This window comes from Pacificibacter marinus, assembly GCF_018860505.1.
Taxonomy (GTDB): Bacteria; Pseudomonadota; Alphaproteobacteria; order Rhodobacterales; family Rhodobacteraceae; genus Celeribacter; species Celeribacter marinus_B.
Window position 1 is genome coordinate 1 of sequence record NZ_JAHKPU010000004.1, and the last position, 13,799, is coordinate 13,799.

Sequence of the window (13,799 nt, forward strand, 5' to 3'; positions counted from 1 at the left end):
ATGCTAGCCCAACCCCATCCCCCCGACACCGCAGTAAGTGGAAATACTCCCTTTCCCAATAATCGGAAATCAACTCCAGTTGGCAGAGGTGAGGTATATTCTAGGACTTTTTGGAAAGTGAGTTGTTCCAACCCAATGATATGTGCGGACACGAATTCATGTTCATGTGACATACGGTCGATGCGGCCTTCCGGAGGAGGAAAGGTAGGCAGAACGCGCCTAAGCGTCGGCTTTCAATTCACATGGGGGGAAGACGAGATGAATTTCTCAAGTAAACTTAAGGGTATCGCATTAGCGAGTGCGGTAGGGCTACATTGCGGTGCTGCGTTTGCACAAGAAGCACCTATTCTGGCCGCGATAACGGATCCTGATGAGCGGTCACGCGTTGAGGCATTGATCGATCAAGCCCGCGAAGAAGGCGGGCTTGCGTGGGTTGGCAGCTTCTTTGAGCAAGCCGCAGCCGACGCGCTCTACGCTGATTTCAAGGTGCTTTACGGACTGCCTGAAATCGAAGCCGAATACACCTATGAGGGATCGTCATCCATTCCCGAAAAGGTAATGCAGCCTCTTGCTGCGGGCCGCAACAGTTTTGATTTAGTGTCGACTGTAAACTGGGGGTGGTTCAACGATTTGTTGGCGATGGACGAATTGATGGAATACCATTCGCCAAGCTATGACGAATATACCTATTCCAATGATTTCGGACTGTCGCGTGACGGGTATTGGGTATCAGATGCCTATGCATTCACGCCGCTGTACAATCCGGCCGTTCTGGCAGAGCGTGGGCTTGAGGACTTCAATCCGACCACTTGGGCAGAAATGAATGATCCACGTCTGAAAGGTTTGGTTTCCGTCGGTAACCCGCGTGCACCGTCACCCGCCGCTACGATCAACTATCTTATTCGTGTTATGGGTGAAGAATGGGTGGTCGACTTCATCGAAACGACGGAACCAGTCATTAATACGCGAAGCTCGCAATCGCGCGACTGGCTTGCGTCGGGCGAAGTCCCGCTTGCATTGTTAAGCCACGCGAAAAATACATTTCAACTGGGCAGCACCAATGTTGATGTAACGTTAGTCTACCCTGAGGAGGGCACGGTTCTGTTGCCTCAGACGACGACGATTCTAGCGGCAGCGCCGCATCCAGCGACGGCTAAGTTGTTCATTGATTACATGCGCAGCCAACGTGGCGCACAGTTGTTGATGGATTCAGGCGCAACGCTGTTTTACGGACGCCCTGGGATTGTGTCACCTGACAGTGTCATCCTGCCCGATCTCGGCGATATCAATATTGCTGATTTCAACTGGGATACCGAAGGTGCGAATGATGTCTTGGATGGCGTTCGCGATAAACTCGTAGAATGGGGTCTTAACTGATATCATTCCACTAAATGAGATCGTGTGCGGCGTTAGGACAGGATGTTCTAAGCGTCGCGCACAATCAAAATAAAAGAGCTTTACGACCTGAACTTAGAAGCGATATCAATATTATACCTAAGTTCTGTCGTGGAAAAATCGATAATCACTCATTCGGTGCCGCTGTGTTGAAATGATCAATCTACGGCACAAATAAACATAGGCGAGCTAAGTTACATCATGGCAAAACCAAGATTACTCTTAATGAATGCGTTCACACTTCCGAAGAAATCGGAATTTCTCCATCGGGTTATCGAAGGCCCGAAAGAGAGCACGTTGATGAATTTCGAGCTCGTGAAGCCGCATCTTGAAGACGTGGAGTGGGAGCACAGCAATGGCCCACTCGCCACCTATGGCGATTGGCCTGTCGAAACACGCGAAGAATTTGCCATTGTTGCCGCCGCACGTTTGCCGATGGTCCGTGAGGCCTGCGAGAGCGGGAAGTATGACGCAATTGTACTGTTAGGCGGAGGCGACCCCGGTGGCGTGGCCGCACGGGAAATCGGACGACGTTACAATATGCCGATATTGTCATGCGGGTTTTCGCAGATGCATGTGGCAAGCATGCTTGGAAACCGGTTTAGCGTCATCGACATGGCGGAAGTTCACAACACATATTACCGCGATATTATCGTGCAATATGGTTTTGAGCGCGCCTGTGCTTCGATCCGAAATGTTAATTTTCCACTACAACGCCCCGGGCTAGATGGTACGCGCCAGTTTTTCGATGAGCGCGAAAAGGCGAAACGTGGCGAACAGTCGGATATGGTGGATGCCGCCGTTGAGCAGTCTGTCGATGCCATTGAGAATGACGGCGCAGAGGTCATCACATTTGGCTGTTCTGCCGCGTTCTGGATGCAACCTTTTCTACAAAAGCGTCTGAACGATCTCGGCTGGGAAGTGCCCGTACTGGAGGGCTATAGTTGCGCCATCCAATTGGCGAAGCTGATGATTTCGCTCAAAGTAGATGCGAGTGGTCTTACCTTCCCAAGCGATCATCCTAAGAAGTGGCGCAAACGTAAATTTATTTAACTCTGCGCTTTTTGCGGTGGCTCATAGATATCCGGCCCAGAATGTTGGGCCGGATTTTTTATTGCATGATTTGATGCATCGCTAGGTCAATAGCGTTTGACGCTCTTGAATATAAACGACGCGCTCCCCATGACCAGCACAACACGTACGATGTGATGCAAGGCAACAAACGGAACCTCTAGCCCAAGCGCAAGAGCTATCAGACTCATTTCTGTAATACCACCGGGCGAGTAGGCCAGTATCAAGCTGGCAAGCTGATCGCCTGACCAATAGGATACACCAAAAGCGAAGGCGAGAGAAATGGCGATGCACAGAAACGTTGACCCAAGCGAGAACAGCGCGACGCGGGCGATGTAGGCAAGCGGGATGTTTGCGAACCGACAGCCGATCGTGGCCCCGATGACAATCTGCGCGCCCGCCAGAACTGTCGTTGGAATCTTAAAGTCAGAGTAGCCAAGGTAATGAACGCAGGCGCTTACAATCATCGGCCCTAGAAAAAAGCGGGCCGGAAAACGTAATAATGTTGCCAGAAAAACGCCAATCAGAACCGTCGCGGCGATCCATATAAAATCGATGCCCGAAATTGAATTTAGGGCGATATAACCGGCGGCGTTTCGCCCGATGTTCTGGCCTGTCACATACTGGATCAAGAATGGCAGCGTCATGACGACCAGGAAAATTCGGACGACATGAATAAGGGCGATCATTCGCTCATCGCCGCCCTTTTCACCACCCTGAATGATCATTTCAACCATACCACCAGGCAGAGCCGAAAAGTAGGCGGTCGCTGGGTCGAGACCGACGACCCGACGGAAGTAAAGATAGACAACCGTACCCAAGACAAGCAGGTAAACGACAAGCCCTGAAAGGGACACGATCCATAAGTTGATGTGGTCAAAGACAGAGGGGCTAAACGTTGCGCCCAGCATTGCACCTAAGGTTGCCGTCATCGGTGGGCGAGAGTACTTGGGCAATGCGACAGGTAGGCCGAATAGCGCGGCAAGGCCGCAGGCGATCATCGCACCAAGGAGCCAAGCAAGAGGCATTTGAAAATGCCACAAGGACCAACCGCCGATTGCTCCTATGACCAACGTTAAGATGAATTTCGCAAATAAATTATAATGCAACCGCCGTCACCCTTTCCTCAAATTCAGGCTGCAAGACATGCGCATCTGCCTCACAGCCTACCTTTGATCGAGGCAGATACGGACGCCAAAAGCCTAAATGATCTTTTTGGTACGAATCTTCTTGGGGTGGGCAGAGGGAAAGGTCAGCCCGCTGGCATCGATTTTTAGGTCGACCATCATTTTTGCAAGGGCAAGAGCCGAACTGTAGCCTTCAAGTACAGGCACTTCCCAGCCAAGCTCTTTCAGGCGTTCTTCCATTGGCCACTTCATCCAGAACGCCCCAGAGCAGCCCATTGTGATGACCTCGGCACCGTCGGTTTCAATCGCTTCGACGGCGGCTTGAACGGCAATCTCGATAACGTCGCTATGGTTTGTCTCATAGTAGCGTTCCCGCTCGGCCGTCAGGTGCATTTCTGGATCTGGCGCGCCGGGCCGCCAATGCGGTAGGTTGATGTTCAAAACCGATGCGCAGCGATCTGCAAGCCGATGCCGCTTGATTAATGAGTAGTAATACATGTTGTGTTGTTCAGCGACGTCGAGCACCGAGAATTTATTGCCCAGCATCGTCGCGATATGCATCTGTGAGAAACCGCAGGACACAACAGGTATGCCGTATTCACGGGCAATCTCACGCGCCTCAAATGCACCCGGTTCGCCACCGCCCAACAGGACGATCGCATTGTAGCGCCCCGTTTGGCAGGCTGTTCTTACGATAGCCAATCGGTCTGCGGCAACGAGGGTGAATTCCTCGCGGTTCTCGACAGGCCAATCGCCGTACTGAGCAAACGGTCCGATATGAAAGTCCCAGTAAACGCCATCAAGAATGGGATTCAGGTGGGCGATATTCATAAGGCGTTCAGTCTTGCTGTCGCCTCGTGTGCGAAGGTCGGCCGCTTTTTGCAAATGAAATGCACCAATTAACAAAAAACGGTATTTCGTCTCAGGATCGTAGACGTCCCCGTCATTTCGAAACAGCCCATTTGCCAACTTATCGATTGCGGTCTGTTTGCCTGACTTTACACTGGCGGTCATGTGTTTTTCTCTTTCTTCTATCGTCAGCTTAATGCGCGGAGGGACGAGGTGGCCATTGCTGGCCCGTCCGGCTCCCAATCTGCAAAAACGTTCGATTGCCCTGATTGGGTAAGATAAGCTTGGTGTCCAAACTGTCGGACCCATTATTAAATCCGTGTCCGCACAATGTATCAAATACAGCCCGAAGAAATCAGGAAAAATCCGACATAGTATATTTCCACAATGATGGGAGTAACTTTTCTCGACCGTGTTAGATTTCGAAAACGGGAGACTGCCACAGTCCGATCCTTGGCGATGTTTGGAGAGCATAGCTGATTTTAGAGGAACAACTGTTGGCGAAATTCAAATTTTCTAGGGACATTCTGCGGAATGTACAGTGGGGAGAAAAATGAGCACTTCATACGCAGAGAAACGGACATCAGTCTTTTCGGGGATTAAGCGCTACAACGGTGTAGGCGTCATTATTATTGTATATGCGATACTTGGCCTTACGGTCGTGTACCCTCTTTTTGTCATGCTTTTACGAGCGTTTACGGAAAACGATCAAGGTATCGGTTTCGATAAAATCGTGGAAGTTATGTTCAGACCGGAGGTTCTGGATGCGTTCAAGATCACTATGATCACCTGTATCAGTGCAGTTGTGATCGCAACAGTAACTGGGGTGTCCTTGGCTTGGTTCGTCGCCCGAACAAACATGCCTGGTAAGCGCCTTTTCGATGCACTCAATATGTTGCCATTTTACTTGTCCAACGTTGTGGGCGCGCTTGCATGGCAAGCCATCGCATCACCACGGACAGGCTTACTCAATAAGCTGTTCGAGCCGCTGATCGGTGGACCCATACTTGATATATATTCAATGGAAGGGATGATTATCGTCTTCGGGCTTTTTTACACACCATACGTCTATCTGTTCACGCTCGGAAGTTTGCAGAGTATGGATCCGTCCCTTGAGGATGCCGCGCGCATCAATGGTGCGGGCGTTCTTCAAACTGCCATTCGCATCACATTGCCGCTGTCGGCCCCTGCGATCCTGTCGGCCTCGATTTTGGTTTTTGTGACAAGTGCAGGTGCGTTTGGCGTTCCATTACTGTTGGGGGGGCCAGGCGGGGACAAGACGCTTTCAACACTCATCTTCACTTATGTAAGTTCGTATCCGGCTGATTTTGCAGGGGGAACCATATTGAGTACGTTCCTGTTCATCTTTACTGCCGGCCTGACGTTGTTGCAAATTAAGCTCTTGATGGGCCGCAAGTTTACGACCATCACCGGCAAAGGCTATCGACCAAAGCTCATTGATCTTGGCCGCTACAAGTGGGTCGCGTTCGGATTTAACAGTTTGTATCTGTTCTTGGTCATCGGACCGTTTTGCGTCCTTGCACTGATTTCTATTCAAGATGCTTGGGTTGGCAGCTTCCAGTTCGACCGGATCACGTTCGAGCACTTTTACGAAGTTGTTTTCGTTGACGAAGTGGCGCGTCGGGGTCTGACCAATAGCCTTACCATTGCGCTGGTGGGGGCAACGATTGCGGTGCTGTTTTGCTTTAGCCTCGCCGTCATTATCCACCGCACCAACTTGCCGGGTCGCTTCGGCATCGTGGCACTTTCCATGTTGCCGCTGACCGTGCCCGGCATCGTATTGGGTATCGGCTATCTTATCGTGGCGCTGAAAACGCCGCTCTATGGAACCCTAGCGATCATGGTGATCGCTTATGTCGCACATTTCTTGCCCACGGGTCTAAGGAACATTGAATCCATCGTCATATCGATGTCGAAGGAACTTGATGAATGTGCGCGGGTGTGTGGTGCGTCTTGGTGGAAGGCAATGCAGAAAATCATATTGCCACTCTGTATTCCCGGAATGATTTCGACCTGGATCCTGTTGTTCGTGATTTTCATTAGGGAAGTGAGTTCATCGATCATGCTTTACGTCCACGGCACAGAAACGATGTCAGTGGCTCTAATCCGCATGATGGAATCGCGACCGCTTGGGGTCTCGGCCGCCTTCAGTATCGTACAAACCGTATTGCTACTTGTCTGCGCGTTCTCGGTGAGGCTGTTGCCTACCAGCCGTCGCGACTGATCAGATAAATTGGAGAAATAGAAATGAACATGCAAACTCAAAACCAGAAAACTAAGGCCGAACCGGGCCCCGTCGATCGCATGAAGGCGCAGGGCGGATCTTTGGTCCAGGTGCGGAACCTTAGAAAGATGTACGGAGATGTCGCGGCAGTTGACAATGTCAGCTTTGATGCGCCACCGAATGAAACAATTTCTTTGTTGGGGCCAAGTGGTTGTGGGAAGACAACTACTCTGCGCTGCCTGGCAGGGCTGGAGGTGCCGACGTCCGGTGAAATCACGATTGGCGACACGATTGTCTACAGCAGTGAAAAAAATATCATGGTGGAACCTGAAAAGCGCAATATCGGCATGGTCTTCCAGTCCTACGCAATCTGGCCGCATATGACGGTTGCAAACAACGTCGGCTTTCCACTTAGCATTGCAAAGGTCAACAAAAGTGAAATTCGGGAGCGTGTACGCGATATCCTCGAATTGGTGGGATTGGGTGAATTAGGGGCTCGTTCGGCCTCCGCACTTAGCGGTGGCCAACAACAGCGCGTCGCACTAGCGCGTGCCCTTGTCTATACCCCTAAAGTTGTCCTTTTTGATGAACCTCTTTCAAACCTCGATGCGAACCTGCGCGAACGTATGCGTGCCGAGCTTAAGGTGTTGCAGGAACGGTTGAATTTCACATCGATTTTCGTGACACATGATCAACAAGAAGCGCTGGCGCTGTCAAATAAGATCGTTCTGATGAAAAGCGGTCTGATCGAACAGCTCGACTCGCCTGAAAATGTCTTCAAGGCTCCGTCAACGCTGTTTTCGGCGCATTTCTTAGGGTACTCGAACACCATTCATGGTGAAGTTGCGTCCGTTGGCACGAATAGCGATGTTACCGTTTCCATCGATAACGAGAGCGATATTGAAGCCACTTGGAACGGTCAGGAACCGCCAAAGAATGGCGATCGGGTTTCTATTGCTGTGCGCGCAGATCGGGTGCGACTCCGTCCCGCCCTCGCAAGTGACGATGCAGGCTCATTCTTGTCAGGACATATCGAAGTCGCGTCGTTCCTTGGAACGCACATCAGCTATATTGTTAATACTGGTTCTTTCAGCTTCAACGTAGATGGCGATCAAGACGCAAGGTTCTCACGTGGCGACGAAGTGCGCATTGAATTATCGCGTGCCGATTGTCATGCCTACCACGCAGATAGCGAGTGATCGCCTGATGTCGTGGTTCAATGGAAAAGTTGCTCTGGTAACTGGTGCTGCATATGGCATCGGCGCTGCGAGCGCACTGGCTTTGGCGCGTCAAGGATGTGACGTTGCCGTAATGGATGTGTCCGAAGACATGTTGGCAGAAACAATGGCCGCACTTGCCAAGACGGGTGGCCGACATGCCGCATTCGCGTTGGATTTGCGGCAGCCGGACAAGTTGGCGCCTGTCTTCAACGACATCGTGAAAGCCATGGGGCAGGTCGACATTCTGGTCAACAATGCGGGCATTCAGGGCGCGCGAAAACCTGCTGTGGATATTTCTCCACAAGACTGGTCGGATGCCATTTCGATCAATCTGAACGCCAGCTTTTTTATGGCCGCGCGGACCGGCCAACACCTCATAGAACGGGGGGCAGAAGGTGCAGTCGTCAATGTGACGTCGGCACACGGTCTCGTGGGGGTTACCAATGCGTCTCCGTATGCTGTGTCCAAGGCTGGTCTCATTCACGCTACAAAATGTCTGGCCGCCGAGTGGGCCTCCCACGGCATCCGCGTCAATGCTGTTGCTCCAGGTCCGACGACAACCAAAACGAGGGTTGGGGCCCATAGTGACCCAGAAAAGAGAAAGCGGGTGCTGTCGCGTGTTCCAATGGGGCGGCTTGGCAATGCCGAGGACGTGGCTGAAGCCGTCTGTTATCTGGCTGGCCCTCACGCGACGTTTATGACAGGTCAAGTGTTGGCGATAGATGGCGGCGTCACGACGATTTGATGCCATGCACAGGCATAAATTACCCCTGTAGAACGCCCATCAAAATTGAAGGATGACCAATGTCTGACACTCCAACTCCGCGCATGCCGCCGTTACCCGAGGCCTTGATGAGCCATGAACAACGCAAAGCCGCTGACATCTTGATCGCAGGTCCACGCGGGCGTGTCGCCGGACCTTTCATCGCAATGCTACGCAGTCCTGAACTTATGGTTCGGGCGCAATCGCTTGGCGCATATCTGCGCTACGACAGCGCGCTCGAGCCGCGACTGAGCGAACTCACGGTTCTTTTGACATCGCACCACTGGCAACAGAATTTTGAGTTCACGGCCCATAAACCCATCGCGCTTAAAGCGGGTGTCGCGCAATCCACCATCGACGGCATCTTGGATGGCCGAACGCTCGACGGGTTACCCAAAGATGAGGCGCTTTTGTTTGAAGCGGTTGAGACCATCTTTTGGGACAAGACGTTTGATGATGATCTTTATGCTCGGCTCGTCGCAGAATTTGGCGAGAATGGCGTGATCGATCTGCTTGGGATCATTGGATATTATTCGATGTTAGCCATGATCTTGAATGTAACGCGTACGGCTCTGCCGGACGGAGTCGAAAATGTTTTTCCCTATCCGTAGAACAGTGTTGCATGGCATCTAACCCGATCTGGGACAAAATAGAAAAAGACCATTGCGACAGTCGCATATACTCAACCTTAGTTCCAAGGATTAGTGTTTCAGTATGACAAATGCTCAAACAAATACACAATATGATAGCTCCCGTCCCGACACGTTGAAACCGTTGTTAGACGCAACCGATTTCAGGGCAGCGATGGGTTGTTTTCTGACCGGTGTGGCGCTGATTACGACGAGTCATGAGGACACGAAATTCGGCATCACGGTCAATTCGCTAACGTCCGTATCGATGGATCCTTGCCAGTTACTGGTTTGTTTCAATCATAACAGTGCGGCCGCCACTGCAATACGCGAACGGGGCATGTTCGTGGTAAATATTCTTGCCGCGCATCACAAAGATCTGGCAATGTGTTTTGCCCGCCCAAGTGATACAGACCGCTTTTCGGGAATTTCGCATTCCATGGACGATCATGGCCTACCGGTTTTCGAAGATGCGCTTTGTTCTGTCGTTTGCACTTTGGATCAGACGCTCATCAGTGGTGACCACGAGATCTTCATCGGTGCGGCCCAGTCCGTTGTCGTCAATGATCGAGAGCCTTTGGCATATTTTCGCGGCAATATGGATATCTCGCTTGACCGCGGTCTGAAGGGGGCCAGATCCTGATGGATACGTCGCCCATCACACCTGAGTTGACTTATAGAAACGCCCTGAAAGAGGGGCGCTTTATGCTACAGGTTTGCAGTGGCACTGGGCGTGCGGTCTTTTATCCTCGCGTGGCTTCACCTTGGACAGGGAAACCCCTGACAACTTGGTCACAGATGAGCGGGCAGGGGCAGGTGTATTCCACAACCACTGTTCGTCAAAGAACCGAGAAAGGCGGCGATTACAACGTTGCTATTATTGAGCTTGCCGAGGGTGCTCGCATGATGAGCCGCGTCGAGAGCGTGGCACCTGACCAAGTTGAAATCGGGATGGACGTTGTCGCAAAAATTATTGCTTCCCCTGATGGTGAGCCGATGATTGTTTTTGTCCCCAAAACACGGGTGGTAACATGACTTCCAATCTTCGTGCGCGCGCTGCAGTGGTTGGGGTCGGGACGACCGAAACGTGGAATAATCCTGGGCAATCATCATTGGATCAACTTGCCATTGCAGTTCAGCGCGCAGCGCAAGACGCAGGTATCGCGATGCATGATATTGACGGGCTGTTTACGTCAACGTTGTCACATTTGATGCCGGCGCTATCCGTTGCCGAATACCTTGGATTGCGTCCCAAGGTGATGGACGGAACCAACATCGGGGGATCATCCTTCATCGGACATCTATCTCACGCGGTGATGGCACTAGAGGCTGGCCTGTGTGACGTTGCTTGTGTTTGCTATGGATCAAACCAATTATCGGCGGGTGGAAAGCTGGCGACTTTGTCAGAACCACCGCACTGGGAAGTGCCCTACGGCCCCAGATTTCCAATTAGCGGTTATGCCTTGATTGCGCAGCGACATATGTGGGAGTTCGCAACATCGCGCGCACAAATGGCAGAGGTCGTTGTGGCGTCCCGCGCTTGGGCAAAATTGAACCCACAGGCGTTTGAGCAGGCTGACCTGACCATCGACGATGTTTTGGCATCCCGTGTGGTTTCTGATCCTCTGAGCAAGGCGGACTGCTGCCTTGTGACAGACGGTGGCGGTGCAATTATCCTGACGCGCGCGGATCGCGCCAAAGACATGCCGCATCCGCCTGTTTACGTACTGGCGGCGGCGGCGGCGGCAACGCACCGGTTTATTTCCAGTATGCCGGATATGACCACGACGGGTGCTGTGCAGTCGTCAAAGGCTGCCTATGAAATGGCCGGACTGGGGCCGGACCAGATTGATCTATTGCAGCTTTACGATGCGTTTTCCATCAACGTCATTCTATTCCTTGAAGACCTCGGTTTTTGCGCAAAAGGGGAAGGTGGTCCGTTCGCTTCGAGCGGGCGGATTGCGCCAGGCGGGGCGTTGCCCGTGAACACGAATGGCGGAGGATTGTCCTGCTGCCATCCGGGAATGTACGGAGTGTTCGCATTGATTGAAGCCGTCATACAAGTGCGCGGCCAAGCCGAGGCGCGGCAAGTGGAGAAATTCGAAACGGCGCTGGTTCACGGAACCGGTGGCCAAATGTCCAGTCACGCCACAGCCGTTCTAGGTGGGCCGAGCACTGTCTGAATTGCCCCCCGACGAGACGATCTAACATCATTGAGATTGGAGTTTCGACACATGATAAACAAGCAGGTTGAAAGTATCGCAGCTGCCCTTGAGGGCATTCAGGACGGCTCGACGGTCCTGAGTTCCGGTTTCGGGGCCGCTGGTGAGCCGGTCGAACTGTTGAATGGCCTATTGGAACAGGGGGCCCGTGATCTCATCATAGTTTCGAATAATGCTGGCACCGGGGATGTCGGCTTGGCCGGTCTGATAAGGGAGCGCCGCGTGCGCAAGATTATCTGTTCCTATCCAAGGTCTGCCGACCCGCATTGCTTTGATGAATGCTATCGCGCTGGGGATATCGAGGTCGAGTTGTTGCCCCAAGGCACATTGAGCGAGCGCATTCGAGCCGGTGCCGCAGGTATCAGCGCGTTTTATGTCCAAGTCGGTGCGGGAACCGAACTTTCCAAAGGTAAGGAAACACGTGAATTCGATGGCAAACTGCACGTGATGGAAAGGGCTATTCATGGGGACTTGGCCCTCGTTCGTGCCTTACGGGCGGATCGATGGGGCAATTTAATATACCGAAAATCAGCAAGGAATTTCAATCCGGTGATGGCTATGGCTGCAGATCGCACCGTTGTGCAAACCAACGAAATTTGTCCGTTGGGCCGTCTTGATCCTGAAGCAATTCATACACCTGGAATTTTTGTCAATCGGGTGGTGTGCATCGGTCCTAATCAGGAAGTAGAACAATGAATAAAATGAGCCGAAGTCAGATGGCGTGGCTGGTCGCACAAGATATGTGGGACGGCGCGGTAGTGAACCTTGGAATTGGCTTGCCGACCGCCTGTGCGAACTTTGTTCCCGAAGGTCGAGAGATCATGTTTCACAGCGAAAACGGACTCATTGGTGTCGGACCTGCCCCTGAAGCTGGCGATGAAGACCCCGATTTGATTAATGCCGGTAAGCAGATGGTTACCCTTGTCACAGGGGGCGCCTATTTCAGCCACAACGATGCGTTCGTCATGATACGTGGGGGCCATATTGACCTGTCGGTCATGGGTGCATTCGAAGTCTCGCAGGCGGGCGACCTTGCCAATTGGACAGTCAATGCGCCGGGGGTTCCGCCCGGAGTTGGTGGTGCGATGGATCTGGCTGTAGGTGCCAAGGAAATCTGGGTTTTGATGGAGCATACGACACGTGATGGAAAACCGAGAATCCTGAAAGAATGCCATTTTCCTCTGACGGGGAAAGGCTGCGTGACGCGCGTCTATACCGACATCGCGATTCTGATGATTTCGGAGCAGGGCGTCGAAGTCACCGCGATGGTTGAAGGGTGTGATCTAGAAAAGCTTCAAGCTGTGACCGAAGTTCCGCTAACAGTGCACCGAGAGTGCAAAGTACTTTCCCCACCCGACACAATCTGAAGGGAGGGGAAAGGCGCGAATACGTGTGGCAGGTCATGCAATTAAGCCGCCGTCATTCCGCCATCCAGCACAAGCACCTGGCCAGTCATGTAAGACGCGCCTGGGCTTGCGAGGTAATCGACGGCCGCGGCGATTTCCTCGGCTTGCGCAAAACGGCCTAGCGGAATCCGATCCATAAGGTATGCGCGCCTGTCTTTGTCTTGCAAGACCGCTGCTCTGGTCTCTGTTTCTGTTGTGCCCGGGGCGACAGCGTTAAGGCGAATGCCATGCTGTGCCCATTCAATGGCGAGCATGCGAGTCATCTGGCAGATGCCCGCTTTGGCGATCCCATAAGCCGAATGCCCTTGAATCCCGACGAGCGCATGTGTCGATGCGAGGTTGATGATTTGACCTTCACGACCTGATGAAATGAGGTGTTGCCCCATGCGTTGTGTCACCAAAAATGTCCCAGTCAAACACACGGACATGAGCTGCTCCCACTCATCTTTGCGGATATCCAATGCGGGTTTGCGCAGCGAAGGGGCACCAGCATTATTGACCAGCAAGTCAATCGACCCGTAGGCGTCAATGACGTCCGAAAACATTGCGTCAATACTGTCTTGCGACTGTAAATCCAGAACAAAGGATTTGCTGGTCCCTCCCGCCTCGGTCACCTTGCGTGCCGTTTCGGTCGGCGCACGTCCTTCAAGCTCAGTGAGTGCCAAATCAAATCCGGATTCGGCTAATTTTATGGCTGTGGCAGCGCCAATGCCATAAGATGCGCCTGTGACAATTGCGACTTTTCGCGGGGCTTTGATTACTTTCATTTCACATCGCTTTCTTTGATACCTGTCGCTTCTCTGACCCTTGGCATGACCTCATGCGCCATCAGCTCCATTGATTTTCTCGACAGCGCCTTATCGGTCCAGTCC

At 52.4% G+C, this 13,799-nt stretch carries 14 protein-coding genes; 11 read left to right on the forward strand and 3 right to left on the reverse strand.

All coding sequences use genetic code 11. From position 1 onward, the window contains the following. Positions 1 to 258 precede the first annotated feature (258 nt). Together KO503_RS00440 and KO503_RS00445 are read left to right on the forward strand one after the other, a co-directional pair. The gene (locus KO503_RS00440) at positions 259 to 1,377 is read left to right on the forward strand and encodes an ABC transporter substrate-binding protein (protein ID WP_215989634.1); all 1,119 of its coding nucleotides are present in this window, start codon (positions 259 to 261) and stop codon (positions 1,375 to 1,377) included. Between the two features lie 243 nt (positions 1,378 to 1,620). Further along, complete coding sequence (locus tag KO503_RS00445; RefSeq protein ID WP_215989635.1) at positions 1,621 to 2,448, forward strand: aspartate/glutamate racemase family protein; 828 nt, start codon at positions 1,621 to 1,623, stop codon at positions 2,446 to 2,448. Between the two features lie 86 nt (positions 2,449 to 2,534). On the opposite strand, the gene KO503_RS00450 is transcribed toward KO503_RS00445, so the two are convergent. Next, the gene (locus KO503_RS00450; protein WP_215989636.1) at positions 2,535 to 3,575 is read right to left on the reverse strand and encodes an AbrB family transcriptional regulator; all 1,041 of its coding nucleotides are present in this window, start codon (positions 3,573 to 3,575) and stop codon (positions 2,535 to 2,537) included. A gap of 93 nt (positions 3,576 to 3,668) precedes the next feature. Then, on the reverse strand, positions 3,669 to 4,607 hold the full coding sequence (locus tag KO503_RS00455) for an aspartate/glutamate racemase family protein (protein ID WP_215989637.1): 939 nt from the start codon (positions 4,605 to 4,607) through the stop codon (positions 3,669 to 3,671). Positions 4,608 to 4,995: 388 nt separating this feature from the next. Between KO503_RS00455 and KO503_RS00460 the strand changes: the two genes are divergently transcribed. The 9 genes from KO503_RS00460 to KO503_RS00500 all read left to right on the forward strand — a co-directional run bounded on the left by KO503_RS00460 (position 4,996) and on the right by KO503_RS00500 (position 12,888). Then, the gene (locus KO503_RS00460; protein WP_215989638.1) at positions 4,996 to 6,687 is read left to right on the forward strand and encodes an ABC transporter permease; all 1,692 of its coding nucleotides are present in this window, start codon (positions 4,996 to 4,998) and stop codon (positions 6,685 to 6,687) included. A gap of 23 nt (positions 6,688 to 6,710) precedes the next feature. After that, positions 6,711 to 7,886, forward strand: a complete 1,176-nt coding sequence (locus KO503_RS00465; RefSeq protein ID WP_215989639.1) for an ABC transporter ATP-binding protein — start codon at positions 6,711 to 6,713, stop codon at positions 7,884 to 7,886. Positions 7,887 to 7,893: 7 nt separating this feature from the next. Further along, positions 7,894 to 8,652, forward strand: coding sequence for an SDR family NAD(P)-dependent oxidoreductase (locus KO503_RS00470; RefSeq protein WP_215989640.1), 759 nt, complete (start codon positions 7,894 to 7,896; stop codon positions 8,650 to 8,652). A gap of 59 nt (positions 8,653 to 8,711) precedes the next feature. Beyond that, the gene (locus KO503_RS00475; protein ID WP_215989641.1) at positions 8,712 to 9,281 is read left to right on the forward strand and encodes a carboxymuconolactone decarboxylase family protein; all 570 of its coding nucleotides are present in this window, start codon (positions 8,712 to 8,714) and stop codon (positions 9,279 to 9,281) included. A 103-nt stretch (positions 9,282 to 9,384) separates the two neighbouring features. Beyond that, a complete protein-coding gene (locus KO503_RS00480; protein ID WP_215989642.1) occupies positions 9,385 to 9,942 on the forward strand; it encodes a flavin reductase family protein in 558 nt (185 codons plus the stop codon). Then, positions 9,942 to 10,334: a Zn-ribbon domain-containing OB-fold protein gene (locus KO503_RS00485; protein WP_252730872.1), complete on the forward strand. Its 393-nt coding sequence runs from the start codon at positions 9,942 to 9,944 to the stop codon at positions 10,332 to 10,334. Before KO503_RS00480 ends, KO503_RS00485 begins: the two co-directional genes overlap by 1 nt. After that, positions 10,331 to 11,482, forward strand: coding sequence for an acetyl-CoA acetyltransferase (locus KO503_RS00490; RefSeq protein ID WP_215989643.1), 1,152 nt, complete (start codon positions 10,331 to 10,333; stop codon positions 11,480 to 11,482). The genes KO503_RS00485 and KO503_RS00490 overlap by 4 nt, the downstream gene beginning before the upstream one ends. A 51-nt stretch (positions 11,483 to 11,533) precedes the next feature. Then, entirely contained in the window at positions 11,534 to 12,217 is a 684-nt protein-coding gene (locus KO503_RS00495) for a 3-oxoacid CoA-transferase subunit A (protein ID WP_215989644.1), read from the forward strand. Continuing rightward, positions 12,214 to 12,888: a 3-oxoacid CoA-transferase subunit B gene (locus KO503_RS00500; RefSeq protein ID WP_215989645.1), complete on the forward strand. Its 675-nt coding sequence runs from the start codon at positions 12,214 to 12,216 to the stop codon at positions 12,886 to 12,888. Before KO503_RS00495 ends, KO503_RS00500 begins: the two co-directional genes overlap by 4 nt. A gap of 41 nt (positions 12,889 to 12,929) precedes the next feature. Here KO503_RS00500 and KO503_RS00505 read toward each other — a convergent pair whose 3' ends face one another. Next, positions 12,930 to 13,694: an SDR family NAD(P)-dependent oxidoreductase gene (locus KO503_RS00505; protein WP_215989646.1), complete on the reverse strand. Its 765-nt coding sequence runs from the start codon at positions 13,692 to 13,694 to the stop codon at positions 12,930 to 12,932. Positions 13,695 to 13,799 lie beyond the last annotated feature (105 nt).

Excerpts from the sequence above, each read along its gene's own strand:
- KO503_RS00440 (WP_215989634.1), top strand. The coding sequence starts at position 259 with ATGAATTTCTCAAGTAAACTTAAGGGTATCGCATTAGCGAGTGCGGTA.
- KO503_RS00445 (WP_215989635.1), top strand. The coding sequence starts at position 1,621 with ATGAATGCGTTCACACTTCCGAAGAAATCGGAATTTCTCCATCGGGTT.
- KO503_RS00455 (WP_215989637.1), bottom strand. The coding sequence starts at position 4,607 with ATGACCGCCAGTGTAAAGTCAGGCAAACAGACCGCAATCGATAAGTTG.
- KO503_RS00460 (WP_215989638.1), top strand. The coding sequence starts at position 4,996 with ATGAGCACTTCATACGCAGAGAAACGGACATCAGTCTTTTCGGGGATT.
- KO503_RS00465 (WP_215989639.1), top strand. The coding sequence starts at position 6,711 with ATGAACATGCAAACTCAAAACCAGAAAACTAAGGCCGAACCGGGCCCC.
- KO503_RS00470 (WP_215989640.1), top strand. The coding sequence starts at position 7,894 with ATGTCGTGGTTCAATGGAAAAGTTGCTCTGGTAACTGGTGCTGCATAT.
- KO503_RS00475 (WP_215989641.1), top strand. The coding sequence starts at position 8,712 with ATGTCTGACACTCCAACTCCGCGCATGCCGCCGTTACCCGAGGCCTTG.
- KO503_RS00480 (WP_215989642.1), top strand. The coding sequence starts at position 9,385 with ATGACAAATGCTCAAACAAATACACAATATGATAGCTCCCGTCCCGAC.
- KO503_RS00485 (WP_252730872.1), top strand. The coding sequence starts at position 9,942 with ATGGATACGTCGCCCATCACACCTGAGTTGACTTATAGAAACGCCCTG.
- KO503_RS00490 (WP_215989643.1), top strand. The coding sequence starts at position 10,331 with ATGACTTCCAATCTTCGTGCGCGCGCTGCAGTGGTTGGGGTCGGGACG.
- KO503_RS00495 (WP_215989644.1), top strand. The coding sequence starts at position 11,534 with ATGATAAACAAGCAGGTTGAAAGTATCGCAGCTGCCCTTGAGGGCATT.
- KO503_RS00500 (WP_215989645.1), top strand. The coding sequence starts at position 12,214 with ATGAATAAAATGAGCCGAAGTCAGATGGCGTGGCTGGTCGCACAAGAT.
- KO503_RS00505 (WP_215989646.1), bottom strand. The coding sequence starts at position 13,694 with ATGAAAGTAATCAAAGCCCCGCGAAAAGTCGCAATTGTCACAGGCGCA.